The sequence below is a fragment of the Microtetraspora niveoalba genome (assembly GCF_001570405.1).
GTDB classification, from domain to species: domain Bacteria; phylum Actinomycetota; class Actinomycetes; order Streptosporangiales; family Streptosporangiaceae; genus Microtetraspora; species Microtetraspora niveoalba.
Map to the genome: position 1 here is coordinate 69,233 of NZ_BBYM01000025.1, position 21,507 is coordinate 90,739.

Annotated in this window: 24 protein-coding genes and 1 tRNA gene; 8 read left to right on the forward strand and 17 right to left on the reverse strand. The window is 68.2% G+C overall.

The window, feature by feature from the left end:
• Positions 1–28: 28 nt before the first annotated feature.
• A complete protein-coding gene (locus AWQ70_RS24445) occupies positions 29–388 on the reverse strand; it encodes a MerR family transcriptional regulator (protein ID WP_067180347.1) in 360 nt (119 codons plus the stop codon).
• A 64-nt stretch (positions 389–452) separates the two neighbouring features.
• Here AWQ70_RS24445 and AWQ70_RS24450 point away from each other — a divergent pair, with 64 nt between their 5' ends.
• The gene (locus AWQ70_RS24450) at positions 453–782 is read left to right on the forward strand and encodes a putative quinol monooxygenase (RefSeq protein WP_067180195.1); all 330 of its coding nucleotides are present in this window, start codon (positions 453–455) and stop codon (positions 780–782) included.
• A 79-nt stretch (positions 783–861) separates the two neighbouring features.
• Here AWQ70_RS24450 and AWQ70_RS24455 read toward each other — a convergent pair whose 3' ends face one another.
• The 3 genes from AWQ70_RS24455 to AWQ70_RS42630 form a co-directional block, all read right to left on the reverse strand.
• A complete protein-coding gene (locus tag AWQ70_RS24455) occupies positions 862–1,557 on the reverse strand; it encodes an alpha/beta fold hydrolase (RefSeq protein WP_067180196.1) in 696 nt (231 codons plus the stop codon).
• 232 nt (positions 1,558–1,789) lie between these two features.
• On the reverse strand, positions 1,790–2,053 hold the full coding sequence (locus tag AWQ70_RS24460; RefSeq protein WP_067180199.1) for a hypothetical protein: 264 nt from the start codon (positions 2,051–2,053) through the stop codon (positions 1,790–1,792).
• 378 nt (positions 2,054–2,431) lie between these two features.
• On the reverse strand, positions 2,432–2,641 hold the full coding sequence (locus AWQ70_RS42630; RefSeq protein ID WP_505795695.1) for a hypothetical protein: 210 nt from the start codon (positions 2,639–2,641) through the stop codon (positions 2,432–2,434).
• On the opposite strand from AWQ70_RS42630, the gene AWQ70_RS39220 reads away from it, so the two are divergent.
• Positions 2,564–2,785, forward strand: a complete 222-nt coding sequence (locus AWQ70_RS39220) for a hypothetical protein (RefSeq protein ID WP_157530341.1) — start codon at positions 2,564–2,566, stop codon at positions 2,783–2,785. The two genes, AWQ70_RS42630 and AWQ70_RS39220, sit on opposite strands and share 78 nt — an antisense overlap.
• On the forward strand, positions 2,782–4,233 hold the full coding sequence (locus tag AWQ70_RS24470; protein ID WP_157530343.1) for a hypothetical protein: 1,452 nt from the start codon (positions 2,782–2,784) through the stop codon (positions 4,231–4,233). Before AWQ70_RS39220 ends, AWQ70_RS24470 begins: the two co-directional genes overlap by 4 nt.
• Positions 4,234–4,471: 238 nt before the next feature.
• On the opposite strand, the gene AWQ70_RS24475 is transcribed toward AWQ70_RS24470, so the two are convergent.
• Complete coding sequence (locus tag AWQ70_RS24475) at positions 4,472–5,278, reverse strand: MBL fold metallo-hydrolase (protein WP_067180208.1); 807 nt, start codon at positions 5,276–5,278, stop codon at positions 4,472–4,474.
• 59 nt (positions 5,279–5,337) lie between these two features.
• Here AWQ70_RS24475 and AWQ70_RS24480 point away from each other — a divergent pair, with 59 nt between their 5' ends.
• A complete protein-coding gene (locus AWQ70_RS24480; protein WP_067180211.1) occupies positions 5,338–5,754 on the forward strand; it encodes a MerR family transcriptional regulator in 417 nt (138 codons plus the stop codon).
• 418 nt (positions 5,755–6,172) lie between these two features.
• Entirely contained in the window at positions 6,173–8,398 is a 2,226-nt protein-coding gene (locus tag AWQ70_RS39225) for a P-loop NTPase fold protein (RefSeq protein WP_218004643.1), read from the forward strand.
• Positions 8,399–8,690: 292 nt separating this feature from the next.
• On the opposite strand, the gene AWQ70_RS24490 is transcribed toward AWQ70_RS39225, so the two are convergent.
• Together AWQ70_RS24490 and AWQ70_RS42430 are read right to left on the reverse strand one after the other, a co-directional pair.
• Positions 8,691–9,320 carry a GNAT family N-acetyltransferase gene (locus AWQ70_RS24490; protein WP_218004644.1) on the reverse strand — a complete coding sequence of 210 codons (630 nt, stop codon included), beginning with the start codon at positions 9,318–9,320 and terminating at the stop codon, positions 8,691–8,693.
• 244 nt (positions 9,321–9,564) lie between these two features.
• Positions 9,565–9,828: a DUF6247 family protein gene (locus AWQ70_RS42430; RefSeq protein ID WP_245647132.1), complete on the reverse strand. Its 264-nt coding sequence runs from the start codon at positions 9,826–9,828 to the stop codon at positions 9,565–9,567.
• Positions 9,829–10,429: 601 nt separating this feature from the next.
• Between AWQ70_RS42430 and AWQ70_RS39230 the strand changes: the two genes are divergently transcribed.
• The gene (locus tag AWQ70_RS39230) at positions 10,430–10,576 is read left to right on the forward strand and encodes a hypothetical protein (protein WP_157530347.1); all 147 of its coding nucleotides are present in this window, start codon (positions 10,430–10,432) and stop codon (positions 10,574–10,576) included.
• Positions 10,577–10,632: 56 nt separating this feature from the next.
• Here the strand turns inward: AWQ70_RS39230 and AWQ70_RS24500 are convergent.
• From AWQ70_RS24500 to AWQ70_RS24530, 7 genes are all read right to left on the reverse strand, one after another.
• Positions 10,633–10,707: transfer RNA gene (locus tag AWQ70_RS24500), tRNA-Val, on the reverse strand.
• Between the two features lie 226 nt (positions 10,708–10,933).
• Positions 10,934–11,899: an ROK family protein gene (locus AWQ70_RS24505; RefSeq protein ID WP_084517756.1), complete on the reverse strand. Its 966-nt coding sequence runs from the start codon at positions 11,897–11,899 to the stop codon at positions 10,934–10,936.
• A 78-nt stretch (positions 11,900–11,977) separates the two neighbouring features.
• Positions 11,978–12,289: a hypothetical protein gene (locus tag AWQ70_RS24510; RefSeq protein ID WP_067180223.1), complete on the reverse strand. Its 312-nt coding sequence runs from the start codon at positions 12,287–12,289 to the stop codon at positions 11,978–11,980.
• A gap of 80 nt (positions 12,290–12,369) precedes the next feature.
• Positions 12,370–12,825 carry a peroxiredoxin gene (locus AWQ70_RS24515; protein WP_067180225.1) on the reverse strand — a complete coding sequence of 152 codons (456 nt, stop codon included), beginning with the start codon at positions 12,823–12,825 and terminating at the stop codon, positions 12,370–12,372.
• Positions 12,826–12,904: 79 nt separating this feature from the next.
• Positions 12,905–13,333, reverse strand: coding sequence for a DUF3052 domain-containing protein (locus AWQ70_RS24520; RefSeq protein ID WP_067180226.1), 429 nt, complete (start codon positions 13,331–13,333; stop codon positions 12,905–12,907).
• A 136-nt stretch (positions 13,334–13,469) separates the two neighbouring features.
• On the reverse strand, positions 13,470–13,880 hold the full coding sequence (locus tag AWQ70_RS24525; protein WP_067180229.1) for a secondary thiamine-phosphate synthase enzyme YjbQ: 411 nt from the start codon (positions 13,878–13,880) through the stop codon (positions 13,470–13,472).
• A gap of 9 nt (positions 13,881–13,889) precedes the next feature.
• Complete coding sequence (locus tag AWQ70_RS24530) at positions 13,890–14,084, reverse strand: DUF1918 domain-containing protein (protein ID WP_061257425.1); 195 nt, start codon at positions 14,082–14,084, stop codon at positions 13,890–13,892.
• 511 nt (positions 14,085–14,595) lie between these two features.
• Between AWQ70_RS24530 and aceE the strand changes: the two genes are divergently transcribed.
• Complete coding sequence (aceE, locus tag AWQ70_RS24535) at positions 14,596–17,346, forward strand: pyruvate dehydrogenase (acetyl-transferring), homodimeric type (RefSeq protein ID WP_067180233.1); 2,751 nt, start codon at positions 14,596–14,598, stop codon at positions 17,344–17,346.
• A 75-nt stretch (positions 17,347–17,421) separates the two neighbouring features.
• Here the strand turns inward: aceE and AWQ70_RS39235 are convergent, their stop codons facing one another.
• A complete protein-coding gene (locus AWQ70_RS39235; RefSeq protein WP_067180236.1) occupies positions 17,422–17,877 on the reverse strand; it encodes a sigma factor in 456 nt (151 codons plus the stop codon).
• Between the two features lie 250 nt (positions 17,878–18,127).
• On the opposite strand from AWQ70_RS39235, the gene AWQ70_RS24545 reads away from it, so the two are divergent.
• Positions 18,128–19,978: a S1 family peptidase gene (locus tag AWQ70_RS24545; protein ID WP_157530351.1), complete on the forward strand. Its 1,851-nt coding sequence runs from the start codon at positions 18,128–18,130 to the stop codon at positions 19,976–19,978.
• 139 nt (positions 19,979–20,117) lie between these two features.
• Here the strand turns inward: AWQ70_RS24545 and AWQ70_RS24550 are convergent, their stop codons facing one another.
• Together AWQ70_RS24550 and AWQ70_RS24555 are read right to left on the reverse strand one after the other, a co-directional pair.
• Positions 20,118–20,432, reverse strand: a complete 315-nt coding sequence (locus AWQ70_RS24550; RefSeq protein ID WP_067180242.1) for a helix-turn-helix transcriptional regulator — start codon at positions 20,430–20,432, stop codon at positions 20,118–20,120.
• 69 nt (positions 20,433–20,501) lie between these two features.
• Positions 20,502–21,485 carry a PHP domain-containing protein gene (locus AWQ70_RS24555; protein WP_067180246.1) on the reverse strand — a complete coding sequence of 328 codons (984 nt, stop codon included), beginning with the start codon at positions 21,483–21,485 and terminating at the stop codon, positions 20,502–20,504.
• Between the last annotated feature and the right edge of the window lie 22 nt (positions 21,486–21,507).

Consider the following 21,507-nt stretch of genomic DNA (forward strand, 5'->3'; position numbering starts at 1 on the left):
GACGGATTCCCGGCGTGTGACGACGGATTCAGGCGTGGGCGAGTGCTCGGGTTGAGGCGTCGAGGATGCCGCCCAGAGCCGCGCGCGCCTGGGTGAGGTCGGCGATGCGGGAGTCCAGCTCGGCCAACTGGGCTCTGACGTGGTCGAGGACGCATGCCTGGAGCTCGGTGCCGTCGCCGGCGAAGCAGGGCATGAGCTGGCGGATGACCCTCGTGGGGAGCCCGGCCGCGAGCAGGGCGCGGATGCGGGCGACGGTGGCGGGGGCCTCGGGATCGTAATGGCGGTGGCCGCCCTCGCTGCGGTGTGAGCTGAGCAACCCCTGGGCCTCGTAGTAACGGAGAAGGCGTACGGCCACGCCCGTTTCGCGGGACAGCTCCCCGATCTTCATGTGACCCACCCCACAACGAAGCGGCTTGAATCTGACACCGATGTCACATCCTAGGGTCGCTCACATGACGACGACATCGACCACGCGACCGCCCGTTTCGCTCTACGGATTCCTGACCCCCAAGCACGGACACGCCGACGCCCTCAGGAAGCTCCTGACGGACCTCGTCGAGCCGTCCCGGGGGCACGAGGGCAGCCTTCAGTACCACCTCCACGAGCAGGAGGACGGCCGATTCTTCCTCTACGAGGTCTGGCGTTCCCAGGAAGACCTCGACCGGCACAACGCGACCCCGCTGCTGCGCGCCTTCATGGACGAACTGCCCGAGCACATGGAAGGGGCGCCCGAGGCCTATTTCGGCGCGATGAGGAGCCCCTATCCGGACACCGTGGTCTGACCGAGCCGCGGCGGACGGCAGCTCTCCGAGAGATCGAGAATCCGGCAGGCCGCCGCGGCGGGTCACCACGAGCGCGGGCTCACCTCGCGGCCGCGTCGAGCAGGATCCGTGCCAGCTCGCGCGGCTGGGAGAACATCGGCCAGTGGCCGGTGTCCATCTCCACGAGCCGCCAGTGCTCACTGGTCAGCAACTCGGCCACGTCGTCGGTCGGCTTGTCGCCGTCGAGCAGGCACTTGATGTACGTCGCCGGCAGCTCGCCGAGCGGCCGCTCCAGCACGGCGGGCTCGGTCAACGTCGCCCCCGGGTGCGGGGTCGAGCCGGCCACGATCCGGGCGATCTGCTGGTCGGTGAGCCCCTGGCCGTCGTAGTCCGCCGCGGCCAGCGGCGGCCAGAAACCCTGGTTCTCGGCGATCGACGCCTCCACCACCTGGCCACCCGGCCAGCCGGAGACGAATGCCGCCCCGGGCCTCGGAACGTTAGAGTCGACGAAGACCACGCGGGCCAGCCGGTCCCCGATCCGCTCCGCCGCCTGCCCCACGGGGATGCCCGAGTAGCTGTGCCCGACCACGACGACCTCGCGCAGGTCGAGCCGTTCGACCAGATCGACGATGTCCTGGACGTGGGTCTGCTGCCCGGCCGGCGCCCCTCGCTTCTCGGCGAGGCCGGAGAGCGTCAACGGGTGGGCGCCGTGGCCCGCCGCACGCAGCTCCGGGACCACCTCGTCCCACGCCCACGATCCGAGCCACGCGCCGGCAACCAATACGTATTCCGCCATGGCGGAAACTTAGCGAAGCCGTCCGACAATTTCGTCTCGGTCGCCGATCGGCCGGGAACACGACCCGGCCCCGCTCCGCCGACATGACCGGCCCCCTGGGGAGAGGTCCGCGTCGCCGGCGGGGCCGTACGGCCCCGGCCCCGCCGGCCGGTCAGGCTGAGGCGGCGTCCGGCGGAGAACCGGTCGTCACCTCGCGTGTGGTGCGACTACTGACGCGAGGAGTCCGCGTCGCTCAGCGGTCGGTCCACAGATGCCAGAACCAGTCCCCCTCGGAGCAGGTGTAGTGCCCCCAGTGGCCGCGGTCGATGCCGCCCTGGCCGGCCGAGACGCAGTTGGAGTGGCTGGTGAACCAGTCGCGGTACACGTCGTCTCCGGCGGGCAGCCGACCGGCGGTCGAGGTGGTGGCGTGGGCGGGGGTGGAAAGGATGAAGGGGGTGGCGAGCAGAGCCGCCGCCGCGAGCGCCGCGGGCACGGCCTTCACTACCGGCTTGATCATGGATTGACTTCCTCCAGGGAGAACCTCCAAGGGCGGCCACAGTATGTCATCAAGCCATTACAGAGAGTAGAGACAAAGCGTGCGCGAGACCCGACCGGTCACCAAGCGTCCTCCGGACACGTCCGGCCGCCACACGGCGCACCCGGCGAAGCGGCGCGTCGGCCCATGTGCGCCACTCGGCCTGACCCGGGCATCAGGTCGCGGAGAATCCGACGGGATCGAGCGGAGAGGCCGACCGTCGTCCCACCCGACCAGCCGCGCACGACGAGGCCCGGCGACCTCGGCGGTCAACTAGCCTCCGTTGGCTGCGGGAGACGATCGGCGACCTCACCGCCCAGCCCTGAAACCCGGGGGCTCGGCCCCCTTGCCCGCCGCCGATCAACGCGGAGCGGAGGCCCCGCCTGAGGCATCAAGGGACCGGCCCCGGGACTCAGCGAACCAGGCCGCTATCTCCCGCTCGTCATGCAGATAGGAGTACGGCCGGCCGGGGCCCACCGGCAGGTCGACGCCGTGGAGGAGACTGAGCGCCCACCAGACGAGATCGTCGTCTATTTCGTCGCCATCCCACTGCGCCGCCCAGCGATCCACCTCGTCACGGGTGGCGGAACCGTCCAGGAGCGCGACGAACTGGGCTTCCACCTGAGCGCGAGTGGGCGTCATCCGTCCAGGATCGCATTGCCGGCGGCGATCTTCTCACGTGCCGAATCGATCCGTGATATGTCGCTGACATGACCACGAGAGGGACGGCACTGGGCGCCCTCTGCGCATTGCTGGACCGGTCGCTCGTGCAGATCGCGGAGGCATCAGCGGACGCACGGACCTACGACCAGCAAACGATCTACGAGGTCTCGGACGTGTGGGACAACAACACTTTCCCGCTGTTCCACGCTGCGACCGCCCTCACCTCGACCGGTCGTGAGCGGCGTGCCCGCGCGGCCCTGGCGTGGATGGCCGATCTCGGACCGGGGCGGCGGAGCTGGATGCTCGAGCAGGCCGACGCGACGGGGCACGCGCTGGAGCGGATACTGCCACCACCGGCCGCGAGGCCCCTGTACGCGAGGGACTTCCTGGGACGGGTGCGCCCGCCGTTCATGCGGCTGACCGCCGAGGCCGCGCTCGAACTCGGCACGGACTACGACCTGGCCGCCACCGAGGTCCGCACCCTGTCGCTCGAACGGGCCGGCACCCGGTTGACCGGGTCGCTGGTCCTGGTCGTCCCGCGCCGCTACGACGGTGGCCCTCGGGCGGGGGAACCGGCCGCGTTGCACCTGTCGGTGAAGGATGTCACCGGCATACGTTTCGACTCCGATGACCGAATGGGAGTCGCCCTGGAGCACGGCGCGGAGGGGATGGTCGTCGGCCTCGGTGCGGGCGGAAGTCTGCGCGCCGCCAGTGGCACCGTTCACCTTGATGACCCGGCCTGGCATCTTTCCGCCGCGGGCCGTGCCGCCGACAGACGGACCCCGCCCCGCGAGGAGCGACCTCGCCGTACGTCCGAGCGACGGCGACGGCACCCGGAGGGTGCAGCCCTGGTCGCCGCGACGATCCTGCAAAGCGCGATGCTGGAGATCCGCATGGTCCGCTGCGCCCACCTCGCCGATCGGATCCCCGTCCGGCCGCTCGCCGGCGCGCTCTTCGGCGCGGGAACGGGCATCCTCGCCGCGGGCGCCCGGCGAGGCGGCCGCCGTGAGCACGCGTTCCACGAACTGATCAATGCCTGGATCACGGACACCGGCCCCGTCCTGACTCCGTTGGTCGCGGACCGGTTGCGTCACCTCGCCGACACGACGCGGCTCCCGGACAGCAGCAGAGCATGGATCGCGGAGGTCACGGGACGAGAGGCGGCGCATCCGCCCCCCGCCACGGAGCCGGTACCCGACCTTCCCTCGGAGGCCGAACTGCGGTTCGTCCAGTACACAGCCGCACACGAGCGGCACGGGTCGGCGCAAGACTCCTCCGCCGTCCTGAACCTCGCCCTGCCGGCCGGTTCACCCGACGCCCCGAACCGGCCCTGGCGGCTGCGCGCCCTTGAGGTCGGCGACGTGGGCCGGTTCCGGCTATGGACCGACGCCTTCGACGGCCCGCTCGGATTACGAACGGCCGGGGCGGCGAAGGCGATCGAGTCCCTGATCATCGGCGACGACGCCCTCAACGTTCATGGGAGCGAAGCCGGGCCGTGACGCGGTCGTCCCTCGACGACTGTACGGTCCCCTCCTCGGCCGGCCCCCGCCGGATCAGTCCTGTTTCACGGGCTCCCGCGCGGCGAGAAAGCATGCGCTCTGCGCCGCCCCGGTCCGCGCCGGCGTCGCCTCGGCCACGCTGCACCGGCACTTGCCTCTCGGCAGCGGCCACTGGAGGCCGTCTTCCACGGCAAGGTCGAAGCCTTGCGCGCCGCCGCCATCTGCCTGCGCCTGAAGCTCATGATCGGACGCGGTCGAACTCCCAGGGATCGTGTGCGGATACGACGGTCACTTCATCCCCGTGTTCGCGCACGAACACCCGCAGCCGGGCTTGGGTGGCGATGCGGGCCGCCTGGTCCACCTGGGATTCGTGCTGCACGATGTCCATGAGCGGATGCCCGTGCGGGCTGTCGTCGTCCAGTTCGCGGTGGTAGAAGTACGCGTCACCCGCGTGCAGCAGCCATCGGCCATCATGCCGTACGGCCACTCCGGCATGACCGGCGCTGTGACCGCCGAGCGGCACCAGCAGGATCTCCGGTGGCAGCCCCTCCAGCGGACGCGCCCCGGGGAACCCGAACCAGTCCTGACCTCCGTCGCGGCCATAGGTGATCCAATGCGGATCGTGGGCCCAGTGGGCGGGGCGGTAGCGGCGGCTCGGAGCCCCGGCCAGTGCGGCCCTGTATTCGGCTTCCAACACATGAACCCTCGCTTGCGGGAAGTCAGGCAGCCCGCCGGAGTGGTCCACATCGAGGTGCGTGACCACGATGTCGCGAACGTCCGCCGGGTCATGCCCCAGGCGGACGATCTGGCGGACGGCGGTCTCATCCGGGTCCAGAAGCGGTTCGGCCAGCGCGACCCAGTCGGCGGCCAGCGACTCCTCGGGCCGCCGGACATCGTCCAGCCCGAGACCGGTCTCCACCAGCACGAGGCCGGCGTCATCGGTTTCGACCAGCAGGGCGTGGCACACGATCGGCATGGGAGTGAGGGCGCCGCAGGTCGGCTCGATCTCCCGCAGGGACCCGACGTTCAGGTGATGGACTTTCATGCGCCCTAGACTGCGACTTGAACCGCGGTTCAAGTCAAGGAGACAAGGAAGTCACCGGAGTGGACGAGACGTTGCTGGACATCGGCGAGGTAGCCGAGCGCACCGGGCTGGCCCCCTCGGCGCTGCGGTTCTACGAGCGCCAAGGTCTCATCTCCAGCGCAGCCCGCAACGGTCTGCGCCGCGCCTACCTGCCCGAGGTGCTGGAACGCCTCGGATTGATCATGTGCGCCCGCAGCGCCGGCTTCGGAATCGCCGAAATCGGCTCATTCCTGGGAGCAGGCCCCGGCGACCAGGAGATACGCGAGAAGATGGCGGTCAAAGCCGGCGAGTTGAACCAGCGCATCGCCCAGTTGATCCGGTTGCGCGATGCTCTCGACCACGCCGCGACCTGTGACCACGAGCCTCTGACGGACTGCCCCGACTTCAAGCGAGCCGTGTGGAACGCCCGAACCGAATCGACCGCCTCTTCCCATTGACGCGGAGCAGCACCGACCCGCCGCCTTCAGCGAACCCGGCGGCCGCCTGCCACTCCGCCGACCGCCCACCGAGAAGGGCCGCGTAAACCGCGGCGGCCCTCCGGATCCGATGTCGCCCCGGTCCCACAGTGAGGAGGAGATAAAGAACGGAAGTTCGGCCGACGTCGGCCGAAGCTCTGCCCGCTGAATCAGTGAGACGTATGCCGCCGTCGTCCGAGGCCCCATATGCGCTGGACTCTGCTCGTAAACCACAGCCATGCGCGAGGCGTCAATCTTGCGAGGTCTGACCGGCCTCGCCGCATACCAGAGGCGGCCAGGCGGGCAGATCGCCACCGCAAGCCGTCCCGCTTCAAGCGCAACACCTCCGGTCTTCGAATTGGAGAAGATGTTCGTGGGCATTAGAGGATGGCTCTCCGGTGTGATCGAAGAATTGAACGACGATCACGATTCAAGCGTCACCTCTCAAGACCCATCACTACGCCTGAAGCTGAGGAGGCTGACAAAAGCCGCGCTACAAGAAGAAGAGATCAGCCACGCCATGGCAGAGTCAGGGGTCGACCGAGCTCGGATCTACGATACGACTTCTCGCCAGTTCGACAAGATTCTCGAAGAGGCCCCCGGCGAGTATCACGAATATCGTCTCGCCTTTGACGATTATACGGCCGCCCTGGAGTCCTCCGTCGAATCGGCATCAAATAATCCGACAAGGAAGTTGTTGCTTTCAGGGAGCATACTGGGCTGCTCGATCGGGGCAGCTTTACTGATATTCGGTCTGATACTGGGGTTCTGGCTGGACTCCACGGGAACAACAATTATGACCGTCGGCCTTGCCGTGCTTCTCCTGTCCGCCGCCCTGTTCGGTGCGACTCGCGCAAGAGCGACAGATCTCGGTCAATACTTATCTTTCAGGATCACGGACAACCCTTATCGCAGACGCATGGTTTCCGCTCGCGCCCAGCTGATAACTGTGATCGTCGATCGCAATCTCATCGTTCCCGCACTGCGGCAATCAATCAACCATGCGCGACGAGACCGCCTCGGCCAGAAATTCGCCGTAGAGGACAGCCGCGGCCTCAGCGATCTCCATGAATCCGCATACCGTGTGCCGACCGCGGTGGCTCAAGAACTGAGCGAGCTTCTTGAGCAACTGTCGGGTGGCAGCATCGGAATCGCAGGACCTCGCGGAGCTGGAAAGTCTTCCCTCATGCGAATCTATTGCGAGGCTCGGAACAGCAGCACCACCGCGGATGTCCGCTGCATGGTTTCCGCCCCTGTTGACTATGTGGCGCGCGAGTTCGTTCTTCTCCTGTTTGCGATGCTTTGCCGGAGCGTGTCTCAGAGGTTCGGGCATCGACACGCAGCGACCTCGCGCCGGACAATCTGGCGCAAGCTGGAGTACTTTGCGATCGAAGCGATAGGGCTCACCATCCTTATGTCGGTCTTCGGCGGCCTTCTGTGGGTCGCACTGTACGTCGACACACCGATTGTTATTTCGATAGTCTGCCTCTTTGTCGGCGGAATGAACCTGTTGATTGCCGCCGGAGAGATTATTCGACTGGTCCGCCAGGGGCACGCTTCAAGGAGGGGTCACCACTTGAGGCGTATTGCACAGCGCAACCTCGCAAAGATTCGATATCTGCAAACACAGAGTGCGTCATGGTCGGGAAGCATGAAGACCAGCCTGACCCTGCCGGTCGGCCTGGGAATCGATGCTCAGAAATCTCACGGCGTATCCCGCGCAGAACAGCCTTTGAGCTATCCAGAGATCGTGCGGGAGTTCCGACTTTTCGCCAGAAAGGTGTCGCAACATGTAACCGGCAGGGGTGGACGTGTCATTATCGGCATCGACGAACTGGACAAGATCGGCTCGGCCGAGCAGGCCGAGAAATTCCTCAACGAGATAAAAAGCATCTTCGGCATTCCGCAGGTATATTTTCTGATAACCGTGTCCGACGACGCCTTGACCGCGTTCGAGAGAAGAGGATTTCAACTTCGCGACGCCTTCGACAGCTCCTTCGATGAGATCGTACGCGTGGAGTTGCTCTCCTACGAGGAGTCTCGCCGACTGCTCTATCGACGGGTGATCGGACTGACCGAGCCCTATGTCGCTTTCTGTCATGCCCTGTCGGCCGGACTGGCGAGAGACTTGATAAGAACCGCTCGATACGTCATCCGCGCCGCCGACCTGGATTCGGATTTTACTCGAACCTGCCGCAGCGCCGTAAGGGCCGATGTCCACAGAAAGGCTCGCGCCCTTTCTCGACTTCCCGCCGTCGAGGACGATGCGCGACTGCTTCTGCAGCTACACAGGATCGAGAGCGGTCATTACGAAAGCCACCCCCTCCGTCAACTGCTTAACGAGGTCCTGCCATCTACGGGCGGCGAGGCCGAACGAACTCTGGCACTTCGGCGACAGTTCGCAACATACATATACTTTGGCATGACCTTGGAAGATATCTTCACTGAAGACCTTGATGAACGCCGGGTTGAGGCGGCGGCGGACAACTCCTCGGGGCTCTGCGCATTCGACATGCTTGCGCGGACCCGATCCGCCATGGGCGTCAACAGCGAGTTCGCGTGGCAATTGATAAGCGATTGCCGTCGCGCATGGGATCTTGAGACGTGCGACAGTCCCTTTGCTTGATCAAATAGCGGAAGAGCTTTCGCAAGACCCTCGCGTGCCGGCCACGAGTGGTCCGCCCCTGCCCTGATCACCTCGTACGCCGTCGACCCGCCGCGGAGCGACAGTGGGCCGGCGGACGGAGGGGCAAACCCGGCCTCGCGTGTATGTTCACCGGTCGCCGTTCCTCGATCAACGGATGCCGACCGCTACAGACGGGCTCGAGCCGTAGGAGACGGTCTGCTGGGCCTGCCTGGGTCGCGGCGGACGACCAGGCTTCCACCCAGCCGGCTACAACCGACTCCGCTCGGGGCGATCAGCCCGCTGCCGAGGCCCCCGCCGGAGGCGTCTCGGACGCAAGGAGCGCAAGGGTTCCGACGAGGTCCTGAGTCCACGTGTATTCGATGACCGGCAATTCGAACCCCATGGTGAACCGCTCGACGAACTCCTTGGTGGGGCGACCGCCGAGTCGCTCATAGAAGGCGATCGCGGGGACGTTGTCGCGCAGCACCTCGAGGTAGACCACCCTGCCAGGGTGATGCGTGGCAGCCCAGGAGAAGGCACGGTGTACGAGTTGGCGGCCGATGCCGGAACGCTTGTGCCCGGGTTCGACATGGAGGTTGTCGAGCAGGAGACGACCGTCGGATTCGAGGGTGAGGTACACGAATCCCACGAGGGCGGTGCCCTCGGCGGCGACGAGCAGGCACGAGGCGTGATCCGATTCAGGGGTGACGGCAGCGAGTCGGGTGTTCCACGCGGCCTTGCGCTCGTCGAGCAGTGACCCGTTCAGGTAGCCGGCGGGCATGATTCCGCTGTAGGCGGTCTGCCAGCTACGGGTGTGCAGTTCCGCGATGCGCTTGGCGTCATCGTGGGTCCCGAATCGGATGTGCATGGCGTAGAGGTTGGCATAGGCACTGATAGATCCGGTAATCGCCAGGAGTGTCATCCTGAGAGCGGGATGTGCCACGGAAGCGGTGCGGCAGCGTCGGCCCGAAGGACATGGGCCTGCACACCATCGACCTGCCCGACGACACCCGAGTGATTCGCCGCACCATGACTCAGTCCGTCCTCAGCATCAAAGCGGCCCGGCCCCGCAAGGCCGGTCGTGTTTCCTAGGGAATCCGTCAAGTATGTGGTGGGACAGAAATGTCAATCATGTTCTGGGGCTGGACAAAGCAGGGCCAGTACACCTACCGCTCGACCCCGCGCTCCGCCAGCAGCTCGCGCCAGGTCTTGCCGCCCCGAGGAATCGGCTTGCCGACGTCGGCCAGTTCCTGGACACGGGTGCCCCGCTCGTAGACGTCTCCGCGGCCCTGCGGATCTTTGACCGAATCGCACGCGATCAGCCACCAGGTGTGGATGAACTCGTTCAACCGACCGAGGTCCAGACTCGCGCGGACCTCAGCCAGGACGACGTCAAGACCTGCGTCGAACCCATCTCGGTCCTGTGACACGACCAACGCTCTACGGATTGCGCGCAGATTCTTCTCCGGAAGAGGACCTTTGGGAGTGAACTCCTGTGGTTGCGCGCCTATGCCGCCAGTGTACGTACGGGTGCCCAGCGAGGCGCAGCCAATCGCACGACTCCCAGACGTGCTTCGCCCTCCGGACCCAGCTCTACCGTCCTCGGCGCCTCGGCACCAGCAGGGACGGCCCGAGCCGAGCCCTGGATGGCCAAGTAGCTTCAGGCGAATGCGCCGTGCAGGCCGAGTTCATCAGCCGGGCGACCGTGCAGCCGCCACCTCGATCCCTTCACGGTGCAGTTGCCGCCGGGCGGGTGGCGAGCCACGCCACTGCTTGAGCTTGTTGAATCAGGGTTCGACCACCTTCCGTAGCTGTCGACGCCTCCATCGAAGGCGAGTGGCCACCCGCCTCGGCGGCCTTTGCGCAGCCGGTTGTGGACCTGGTCGGCGCGTTCGGAGATGGTGGTGCCGATCCGACATGCCGGCGTGGCTCGTCGGATCGCGAGCGCGCCATGAACGCCGTTATGTCCCCTCGCCCAAGGCGTTCGCGCGAGCGGTCTTCGCCTCCTCGCCCACCAGGTAATGCACGGTCGTGCCCGGCAGGGTGGGCAGCTCGGCCCAGTGGGTGATTGACAGCGTACGCGCCGCGATGATCTACCAGCGCCGCAGGGCGGAGGCGGACAAGAACATCGCCGACGCGATGAATCGCAAGATCAAAACAGCCAAGATCCAAAGCTGATGGCACGTTAATGGCACGAAGCCCCGTGGCGTGATCGCTACGGGGCTTGTTTTGGCTGGTGGGCGGTACTGGGTTCGAACCAGTGACCCCTCGCTTGTAAGGCGAGTGCTCTACCGCTGAGCTAACCGCCCCAGACGGGACTACACCTTACGACACCGGGACGCCTTTCAGCACATCGGGAGATCGACGCGCGCCCACTCTCGGCAGTCCTCGCGCTCCCGGGATCGCCGCCCGCGCCCCCTCCCAGCGGTTCTCGCGCCCTCAGGAGCGTCCCCGGCCACCGTCCGGCTCGCGAAGCCGCGTCCCCTGGACGATGGCCGCGGGACGCCGGAAGGGCACTTCCCCGTCGCGCGGCCATCACGGCGACGAGGGCTCACGGCCGTCGAGCAGGGTCTCCGGGGTCCAGTCGGCGCCCATGCCGGGCACGCCGGCCGCCTGCCAGCCGAGCAGGGCCGCGCCCAGCATGCCCGCGTGTACGCCGAGGGCCGCCGGACGGAGCTCCGGGGGCTCGCAGAAGGCGAGCCGCGCGGCGAGCCGTTCGCGCAGCGGATCGAACAGGACGCCTCCCGCCTCCCCGAGCCCGCCGCCGATGACGATCAGCGAGGGGTCGAGCAGCAGCGTGTACGACGCCAGCGAGATCGCCAGCGCCTCGATCGCCTCGTCGAAGACCTCCCGCGCCGCCGCGTCGCCGGAGGCCGCCAGCTCGACGACGTCCTTCGCCGTGGCCGTACGGCCGGAGCGCCGCTCGTAGCGGCGGGCGACGGAGGACGCGGACGCGTAGGTCTCCAGGCAGCCGATCTGGCCGCATGCGCACGGCTCGCCGGAGGGCCAGACGGTGGTGTGGCCGATCTCGCCGGCCCATCCATGGGCGCCGCCGTACGGCTCGCCGCGGACGACGACGGCGCCCGCGATGCCGGTGCCGATGGGGAGGAACAGGAAGTCGGGCACGTGGCGCCCGGCGCCGAACACGCTCTCGGCCAGCCCCCCGGTGCGTACGTCGTGCCCGAGACGGGCGGGGACGTCGCCGGGCACGAACTCCTCGGCGGGCACGTCGCGCCAGCCGATGTTGGCGGAGTAGACGGCCGTGGAGGAGGTGACGATGCCGGGCACGGCGAGGCCGACGCCGGAGGGCTCCGCGCCGAAACGGGAGCGCCCGTGCCCGGCCAGCTCGCCCACGTACGCATGGATGGCGGCGACCACGGCCGCCGCGCCCCGCTCGCGCTCCGTCGGACGCCCCGGGAACGGGGTCACCTCGCCGGAGCTCGTGACGAGCCCGCCCTTCATCGACGTACCGCCCACATCGAGGGCAACCACGTAACTCACCCGGACATCGTCGTCACCAAAGGACGTTTTCGCCAAATCCGGCAGCAGAACGGGCGGATCGGGAACGTCCGAGGACGATCAGGAACGCCCGAGGACACGGCTGAGCGCCGCCGCCACCTCCGCCGACAGGTCGGGCGACCCGGATGTGGAGACCAGCGACTCGCAGGAACGAGCGGTCCGTACGGCGCCGCACGAGCGGCACTCGACCTCGCCGAGCCGGCAGATCAGCGCGGTGGAACCGCACGAGACGCACGCGTCGAGATCGAGATCGTGTGCTTTCTGGCAGTCCGGGCAGATCAGGACCTGCGTCTCGTGGCGCACCCCGCGTTTCCAGGGACTCGCGCCGCGGGCCGGGTCGGTCTGCCGGGCCCCGCAACGGAAGCAGGGCATCTTCGCCTCCCGTATGGCAGGGTCACAGGTGTGTGAGCACCTTCCGGTACATCACAGGTGTGTGAGCACCTTCCGGTACATCACAGGTGTGTGAGCACCTTCCGGTACTCGGTGACGTCACGCGCCGCCCCGATCGGGTTCACGACCTTCCAGCGGATGACGCCCTCGCGGTCGAGGATGAAGGTGCCGCGCACGGCGACACCCTTCTCCTCGTCGAACACACCGTACGCCCGGGCCACCTCACCGTGCGGCCAGAAGTCCGAGAGCATGGAGAAGGTGTAACCCTCCCGGTCGGCCCAGGCCCGGTGGGTGAAGACGGAGTCGACCGAAACGGTCAGCACCTCGACGTCGTCGGCGACCGAGGGGAGGAGATCGTCACGGATCGCGGTCAGCTCCCCGTGGCACACGCCGGTGAACGCCAGAGGGTAGAAGACGAGCACCACCACGCGGCCCCGGAGGTCCGAGAGACGGACGGGGGCGCCGTGCTGGTCCTGGAGTTCGAAATCCGGAGCCTGTTCCCCGACTTCCACCGACATGCGCGCCTCCCCTGGCCTGATCGCACATCATCCTGCCGCACGGCGTCGCCGGGCCGTACGGCAGGGCGTCGGCGTCAGCTCAGCGGCGGGCCTTCGGGGCCACGAGCCGCGTTCCCGACCAGTCCCGGGCGGCGCTGATGCTGCTCGTCTGGGAGAGTCCGGCGGTCGTCGCGTCCTCACCGATGTCACTGGGCTCCACGTGGCCCTCACGGCCCGCCTTGGGGGTCAGCAGCCAGATCTGGCCTCCGTCGGCGAGTGCGGTCATGGCATCGCTGAGAGCGTCGAACAGATCGCCGTCACCGTCGCGCCACCACAGCAGCACCACGTCGACGACGTCCTCGTACTCCTCGTCCACCAGCTCGTTGCCGGTCAGCTCCTCGATGGACTCGCGCAGTGCTTCGTCGCAGTCCTCGTCCCAGCCGACTTCCTGCACCACCTGACCGGCTTTGAGGCCGAGTCGTTCGGCCAGGCCGCGCTCGCCCTGCGCCTGACCCGCGGTCGCGCTCACGTTTATCCCTCCTGCTTGGGTGACCCCGCCTGCAATGCGGTTGTCCGGCTCCTCTGAGAGCCATGCTTCGGCACAGTCCACACGCTGTGACCCACCGTCGTCAACGGTCGCCACGACCGGTGACCCGCACCGTTATCTATAAACCCGACAAAAACGACAAACGAACACGCCGGTCGGGGTTGTCCACGTTGAGATCGACGAGGGACACCGACTGCCAGGTGCCCAGCGCGAGGCGCCCCTCCAGCACCGGAAGCGTCGCGTATGGCGGGATGATCGCGGGCATGACATGGGATCTTCCGTGCCCCCGGGAGCCGTGGGCATGCCTCCACCGGTCATCCGCGGGAAGCAGGTGGCCGAGCGCGGCGAGAAGGTCCTCGTCGCTGTCCGACCCCAGTTCGATGAGCGCGATCCCCGCCGTCGCGTGCGGCACGAAGACGTGCAGCAGTCCGTCTCCCCCGCACTCGCGCGCGAACTCCTCGCACTCACGTGTGATGTCGTGCACCCGCTCGCGAGAGCCGGTCCGCACCGCGATCTCTCTGGATTTCACAGCGCGATATTACGATCCCCGCTGAGCTGGGACGACGACAGCGTCCGGGCCGGGGAACACCAGGCCGGTGTGTCCGTCGTCGAAACGGACGACGTACGGCGGCTCGCCACCGGGCCCGCGTACCTCGATGATCTCGCCGCGCTTGTCATGCTCGCCCACGACGGTCCCATGCACCAGGAGCCGGTCACCCACCGTTGCCTGCATCTCGTTTCCTCCCTCTCTCTCCAGAGCCTGATACGGCTTTCGCCCACAGGGAAGGGGAGTAACCCATCCTCCGTAAGAGGGAGGAACAACGCATACCGAAACGTTACGCTGTCCCATCGCCCCGCGCTCGGCGGATGGCCGGCGGGTTACGCCGGGGACACCGAGGAGGCGTACGCGCCGGGCGGGACGGGCAGGACGGGGAGCGGGAGACGGCCGGCCGCCACGCCGGAACGGCGCCTCGGCCACCGCGCGAGGCGGCACGGGAAAGGCCGGCGCGGCGTGGCCGGGGCGGCGGCCGCACGGGGAGACTCAGCGGGTTGATCCCCCGGACAGGGACGAGGCTGGGCAGTCTGCCAGAATCGTCCTACCATCGGTGGTCTAGGCCATGTATCCCTGCCTGCCAGCAGGGACATCCTGGTTACCCGGCAGTAGAGATGCACTTTCCGGGGCAAGCGGCCAGGATGGAAGTGCCTAGACAAAGACATAGTCCATCCTCGGAAGGCGAGACCCAGTGGCTTCCGGACGCCAGCGCTTCTCGATCATCAGTGACGGCCTACCCAGCCAGTTGCCTGATGTCGACCCGAGCGAGACCAGGGAATGGCTCGAATCGCTCGACAACGTCATCAAGACGGAGGGCCGCACCCGCGCCCGATATCTGATGCTCCGACTGCTGGAGCGGGCCCGTGAGCACCAGGTCGGCGTGCCCGGCCTGCGCAGCACGGACTACATCAACACCATTCCACCGGAGAGAGAGCCCTGGTTCCCCGGCGACGAGTACGTCGAGCGCCGCATCCGGGCCTACATCCGGTGGAACGCCGCCGTCATGGTCACCCGGGCCAACGCTCGCACCAACGTCGGCGGCCATATCGCGACGTACGCGTCCGCGGCCTCGCTGTACGAGGTGGGCTTCAACCACTTCTTCCGCGGCAAGGACCACGGCGAGTCGGGCGACCAGGTGTTCATCCAGGGGCACGCGGCGCCGGGCATCTACGCCCGCGCCTTCCTGGAGGGCCGTCTGTCGGCTCCCGAGCTGGACGCGTTCCGGCAGGAGCTGTCCCACGGGATCAAGGGCCTGCCGTCCTACCCGCACCCGCGGCTCATGCCGGACTTCTGGGAGTTCCCCACGGTCTCGATGGGCCTGGGGCCGATCGGCGCCATCTACCAGGCGCGGTTCAACCGCTACCTGCTGAACCGCAAGATCAAGGACACCAGCCGCAGCCACGTGTGGTGCTTCCTCGGCGACGGCGAGATGGACGAGCCCGAGTCGCTCGGCGCGATCGGCCTGGCGGCGCGTGAGGAGCTGGACAACCTCACCTTCGTCATCAACTGCAACCTGCAGCGCCTCGACGGACCGGTACGCGGCAACGGGAAGATCATCCAGGAGCTGGAGTCCTACTTCCGCGGCGCAGGCTGGAACGTCATCAAGGTCGTCTGGGGCCGCGACTGGGACCCCCTGCTCGCCGCCGACGTGGACGGCGTCCTCGTCAACCAGATGAACACCACGCCCGACGGCCAGTTCCAGACGTACTCCGTCGAGACCGGCGAGTACATCCGGGAGCACTTCTTCGGCAGCGACCCGCGGCTGCGCAAGATGGTCGAGCACCTGACGGACGACGACATCCGCAAGCTGTCGCGCGGCGGCCACGACTACCGCAAGGTCTACGCCGCGTTCAAGGCGGCCCGCGAGCACGTCGGCCAGCCGACCGTCATCCTCGCCCAGACCATCAAGGGCTGGACCCTCGGCAAGGACTTCGAGGCGCGCAACGCGACGCACCAGATGAAGAAGATGTCGAAGGCCGAGCTCAAGGAGTTCCGCGACCGGCTCTACCTGCCGATCCCGGACAAGGACCTCGAAGGCGACCTCCCACCGTACTTCCACCCCGGTGAGGACAACGAGGAGATCGCCTACATGAAGGAGCGCCGGGCCGCGCTCGGCGGTTTCCTGCCGAAACGGCACACCCGGGCCAAGGCGCTCAAACTGCCCGGCGACGACGTGTACAAGCAGCTCGCCAAGGGCTCCGGCAAGCAGAACGTCGCCACCACCATGGCGTTCGTCCGGCTGCTGAAGGACCTCATGCGGGACAAGGAGATCGGCCACCGGTTCGTGCCGATCATCCCCGACGAGGCGCGCACCTTCGGCGTCGACGCGATGTTCCCGACCGCCAAGATCTACTCGCCGCACGGGCAGACGTACGAGGCGGTCGACCGCGAGCTGCTGCTGTCGTACAAGGAGTCAACCGAGGGCCAGATCCTGCACGAGGGCATCAGCGAGGCCGGCTCGATGGGCTCGGTCCTCGCCGTCGGCACCTCGTACGCCACGCACGGCGAGCACATGATCCCGATCTACATCTTCTACTCGATGTTCGGGTTCCAGCGCACCGCCGACCAGATGTGGCAGCTCGCCGACCAGATGGGCCGCGGCTTCCTGCTCGGCGCGACCGCCGGCCGCACCACGCTGAACGGCGAGGGCCTCCAGCACGAGGACGGCCACACGCCGCTCATCGCCTCGACCAACCCGGCCGTCGTCTCCTACGACCCGGCCTGGGCGTTCGAGATCGCGCACATCGTCAAGGACGGCCTGCGCAGGATGTACGGCGAGTCGCCGGAGAACGTCTTCTACTACCTCACCGTCTACAACGAGCCGTACCCGCAGCCCGCGCAGCCGGCGGACGTGGACGTCGAGGGCATCCTCAAGGGCCTGTACCTGTTCGCCCCCGCTCCCTCGACCGGGGGGCCGAAGGCCAACATCCTGGCCTCCGGCGTCGCCGGGCCGTGGGCGCTGGAGGCGCAGCGTCTCCTCGCCGAGGACTGGGGCGTCGACGCGGCGGTCTGGTCGGCCACCTCCTGGGCCGAGTTGCGCAGGGAGGCCCTCGCCGTCGAGGAGCACAACCTGCTCAACCCCGACGCCGAGCAGCGCGTGCCGTACGTCACGAGGAAGCTGTCCGAGGTGCAGGGCCCGTTCGTGGGCGTCAGCGACTACATGCGGGCCGTGCAGGACCAGATCGCCCAGTGGGTGCCCGGCGACTGGAGCTCGCTCGGCACCGACGGGTTCGGCCTGTCCGACACGCGTTCGGCGCTGCGCCGCCACTTCCACGTGGACGCGGCGTCGATCACGCTGGCGGTGCTGACCCAGCTCGCCCGGCGCGGCGAGGTCAAGCCCGAGGTGCTGCGCGAGGCGATCGCCCGCTACCACCTGAAGAACGGCGTGACCGAGGTCGGCGCTCCGGCCGAGAGCAACGACACCCAGTCGATGGGCGTGTAGCTCCCAGGTCTCCGGGTCCGCCGAGGCGGACCCGCCCTCCGGGCCCCGGACACTCGTGTCCGGGGCCCGGTCGTCTCACTCCTTCTCGGGGCCGACGAACAGGATGACCCGCCCCTCCGCTCCGGCCACCGCGTCGTGGACGTACCACTCCGGTTTCACCTGGTCGCGGCCGAGCCCGTCGGGATGGGGTCGGAGGTAGCCGCCCTCCCGTTGGAAGGACAGCGCGGCGGCCGGGTGCGGGCCGACGGACACCGGACCGCCCCGCTGGTCGGGAGCGGCGACCGACAACGCCACCATCCCCGCCACGGCGACCACGGCGGTCAGGGGGACGCCGACGAGCAGCCACGGTCGCGCCCGCTCCCCGGCCGGCACGTCGGCGAGCCGCCTCCAGGCCACGAGGAAGGTCTCGGCGAGGGCGTCGGCCGCGTCCTGGCCGTTCTTCGTACGGCGGACGAGATAGGCGAGCACGGCGTCGTGATATTCCTGGTACAGCTTCTCGAAGCGGTGTCTTCTGGTGTCGGGAGGCCCCAACGGCCCTCTCCTTTCCGGGGACGCCGTGGCGTCGCGTCTCGGTTCTGACACCCTCCACGTGTCCCGCTCGCCGCGGAGCATCTCGCGGGCCGTTTCGCCAGACGTTTCGGCGGAATGTTCGGTGGGATGTTCGCCGGGGCGTTTCCCAGCCCGGCGGCTCGGCCTCGCTTTCGTCCGCGCCAAGTCAGTCACAAGCGATGGACAAGACGGGTAGCCGACGATTGCCCGCGTGAATGGATATTTCAGGACATTGAGCAGGGGGTTGGCCGCAACGGCGGCGATCGCCCTGCTTGCCGTGGGGACCCCGGCGGCACCCGCCGCCTGGGCCGACGGCGACGAGAACGTCTCCGTGGGCACGCTGCTGGCGGCCCGCACCCACCCGGCCGTCCAGCTCACCAGCCTCACCTTCAGCGGCGAGGTGGTCGTCCCCACCGCGGACGTCCGGCAGAGCGCTCTGAACGAGCTCGTGTCGCAGATCCAGGTCCTGGTGGCGGCGGGCAAGATCCCCTCGGACGAGCCGAGCATGTACAAGTACATGTTCAAGCGCATGGCCGCCGACGTGAACAAGTACCTCGTGCCGACGTCGCCCAACCGCACCGTGGAGGCACGGGTCGGCGGCATGTGCACCGGCTGGTGGGTCACCCCCGACGGCTACATGGTCACCGGCGCGCACTGCGTGGACATGAGCGACCAGGAGCTGTCCCAGACCTTCGCGCAGCAGGCGCTGCAGAAGTTCAACGAGGAGGACGCCAAGGAGGTCATCTCCGGGCTGGAGAACGTCGTCGCGGACGAGGAGCTCATCTCCGCCGCGCAGCAGGTCTACATCAACTTCAACTCCGCGCACATGAAGCTGGAGAACCTGCAGAAGAGCCTCTCGGTCCTCCAGTCGCTGCCGGGAGGCGGCGTGGACAAGACCGCCAAGGAGGTCCCGGCCGAGCTCGTCTCCGTCGGCGAGAGCTACCCCGGCAAGGACTTCGCCCTGCTGAAGGTCAACAACCAGCAGAACCTGCCGACGGTGCCGCTCGGGGACGACTCCGACGTCCAGACCGGCAACACGCTGTACATCAGCGGCTTCCCCGGCCTGGTGACCAACACCCCGTTCTTCAGCATCGAGTCCAAGCTCGACCCGGCGATGACCGAGGGTCCGTACAACGCCAGGCGCACCACCACCGAGGGCGTGCCGTACATCCAGACGCAGGCGCCGTCCTACCACGGCAACTCCGGCGGGCCCGTGTTCAGCCGCGAGGGCAAGGTCATCGGCATGCTGATCGCCGGGACCGTCAGCGAGGGCGGCGAGGCGTCGGAGAACGAGAGCTTCGTCCTGCCGGTCTCGATCATCAAGGAGAAGCTCAACGAGAAGAACGTCAAGCCGTCGGCGTCCCTGACCACGACGAAGTACGACGAGGCGCTCGACGCGTTCTTCGCCAAGCACTACAAGGACGCGCTGCCGCTGTTCCGCGAAGTGCAGACGCTCCACCCCAACCACCCGTACGTCGCGAAGTACATCACCGACTCGCAGCAGGCGATCTCCAGCGGCAAGGACGAGAGCCCGCAGCCGATCTGGCTGTGGATCGTCATCGGCCTGGGCGTCCTGATCGCCGTCGTCGGCGGCCTCGTGCTGCTCATGGCGCTGCTGCGCCGCCGCAAGCGCGCCGCCACCCCTCCGCCCGCGTACGGCCAGGCGTACGGCGGCGTCCGCGCGGCGGCGATCAGCAGGCAGGACGAGCGCCCGGGCTGGCAGCAGGCCGCCCCGCAGCAGTACGCGCTGCCGCAGGGCCCGTCCGCCGAGTCCTCGGGCGGGTACTCCCCGGCGGACCGGCAGCAGGGCGGATACCCCTCCCAGCAGCAGCAGTACGGCGGGCGGGACTACGACCGGGGCGGCTACGACGACCCGCGCACCGGGCGGCCCCAGCACCAGCACCAGCAGCCGCAGTACGACCAGTACGGGCAGCCGATCCAGGCACCGGACGGGGCCACGCGGTACGTCCGCCCCGCTCCCGCGGCGTACCAGCAGGGGGGCGAGCGCGACGTGGCCGACCTGGAACGCGAGGTCGCCGAGCTGCGCCGCCGCCTCGGCCAGCGGCAGCCGCCCGATGCCTGAGCCGGAAGGCCCGCCGGAGGATCCCCGGCGGGCCTTTCACTCGTCTCCGTCCGTCTCCGCGCGTGCCGGGAGCCGCCGCTACGGCGTGGCGCCCCGGTCACCCCGCGTGGGGCTCACCGCCGGCATTCCCGGCCGGTGTTCAGGACCCGAACGCGTCGCGGGTGCGGGAGAGCCGCCCACCGTCCGGCTCGGGGAGACGTTCGCCGGTGGGCTCGGCCGAGAGGATGCGGTTGAGCCGGAACACCCGCACGTCGTCGCGGAGCCGGCACCAGGCCACCAGGTACCACACGCCTCCGCGTCCGCCGAGGAAGACGCTCGGCTCGACCTCGCGCGTGCTGGTCGCGCCCTTGACGCCCGCGTACTCGATGCGCAGCACCTGCCGCTCGAGCAGCGCCCGGTCGATGGCGCGGCGGACCGCCTCCTGCCTCTCGTCGCGCACGTCCTGGTGATCCATGCCTCGACGCTACGACCGCAACCCGACATATCCCGGTATTGGCGGCCTGTCGCGATGGCCACAGCCCTGTCACCCTCGCGAGCGCGTGTTGACGATCCGGTCGGGCGGGATGCCGCACTGCACGGCCCTCGCGCACCCGTAGCGCTGCCAGTCGAGCTGGCCGGGCGCGTGCGCGTCCGAGTCGACGGAGAAGTCGCACCCCATCTCGTACGCGAGCCGCATCAGCCGCTTCGGCGGGTCGAGCCGGTCCGGCCGAGAGTTGATCTCCACGGCCACGCCGAACCTGCGGCACGCCTCGAACACGATCTCGGGGTCGAACCGCGACTCGGCCCGCCCCCTGCCCTTGACGACCCTGCCGGTGCAGTGGCCGAGCACGTCCACGTGCGGGTCGGCGATGGCCGTGACCATGCGCCGGGTCATCTCCTCCGGCTCCATCTTCAGCAGGGAGTGGACGCTGGCGACGACGACGTCCAGCCGTTCGAGCAGTTCGGGCTCCTGGTCGAGGGAGCCGTCGGTGTTGATGTCGACCTCGATGCCGGTGAGCAGCCGGAAGGGGCGCAGTTCCTCGTTCAGCGCGGCGATCACGTCGAGCTGGCGGCGCAGCCGGTCGGCGGACAGGCCGCGCGCGACGGTCAGCCGGGGCGAGTGGTCGGTGACCGCCAGGTACTCGTGCCCGAGGGCGACGGCCGCGGCCGCCATCTCCTCGATCGGCGATCCACCGTCCGACCAGTCCGTGTGGCTGTGCAGGTCGCCCTTGAGCGCGGCGCGCATCGCGGCGGTGGCGTCGTCGAGGTCGACGTCCCGGGTGTCCTCCAGCCGCCTGAGGTACGTCGGGACCTCGCCGTTCAACGCCTCGGTGACGGCGAGTGCGGTGACCTTGCCGATGCCCTTGAGATCGGTCAGGCCGCCGGTCCCGGCCAGTCGTACGAGCTCGTCGCGGGGCAGCTCGGCGACGGTGGCCGCGGCGCCGCGGAAGGCGCGGACGCGGTACGTCGGCTCGCCCGCGCGCTCCAGCAGGAACGCGATGCGCTTCAACGCCTCGACCGGATCCACAAACCAGTTGGTACCCAGAAAT

What these genes read in the sequence shown, in the direction of transcription:
- AWQ70_RS24515 (WP_067180225.1), bottom strand. Translation starts at nt 12,825, where the DNA reads ATGTCGGTGGAAGTCGGGGAACAGGCTCCGGATTTCGAACTCCAGGAC.
- AWQ70_RS24490 (WP_218004644.1), bottom strand. Translation starts at nt 9,320, where the DNA reads ATGACACTCCTGGCGATTACCGGATCTATCAGTGCCTATGCCAACCTC.
- AWQ70_RS24475 (WP_067180208.1), bottom strand. Translation starts at nt 5,278, where the DNA reads ATGAAAGTCCATCACCTGAACGTCGGGTCCCTGCGGGAGATCGAGCCG.
- AWQ70_RS24450 (WP_067180195.1), top strand. Translation starts at nt 453, where the DNA reads ATGACGACGACATCGACCACGCGACCGCCCGTTTCGCTCTACGGATTC.
- AWQ70_RS24550 (WP_067180242.1), bottom strand. Translation starts at nt 20,432, where the DNA reads ATGGATCACCAGGACGTGCGCGACGAGAGGCAGGAGGCGGTCCGCCGC.
- AWQ70_RS24460 (WP_067180199.1), bottom strand. Translation starts at nt 2,053, where the DNA reads ATGATCAAGCCGGTAGTGAAGGCCGTGCCCGCGGCGCTCGCGGCGGCG.
- AWQ70_RS24470 (WP_157530343.1), top strand. Translation starts at nt 2,782, where the DNA reads ATGACCACGAGAGGGACGGCACTGGGCGCCCTCTGCGCATTGCTGGAC.
- AWQ70_RS24445 (WP_067180347.1), bottom strand. Translation starts at nt 388, where the DNA reads ATGAAGATCGGGGAGCTGTCCCGCGAAACGGGCGTGGCCGTACGCCTT.
- AWQ70_RS24510 (WP_067180223.1), bottom strand. Translation starts at nt 12,289, where the DNA reads ATGCCCTGCTTCCGTTGCGGGGCCCGGCAGACCGACCCGGCCCGCGGC.
- AWQ70_RS24455 (WP_067180196.1), bottom strand. Translation starts at nt 1,557, where the DNA reads ATGGCGGAATACGTATTGGTTGCCGGCGCGTGGCTCGGATCGTGGGCG.
- AWQ70_RS24530 (WP_061257425.1), bottom strand. Translation starts at nt 14,084, where the DNA reads ATGCAGGCAACGGTGGGTGACCGGCTCCTGGTGCATGGGACCGTCGTG.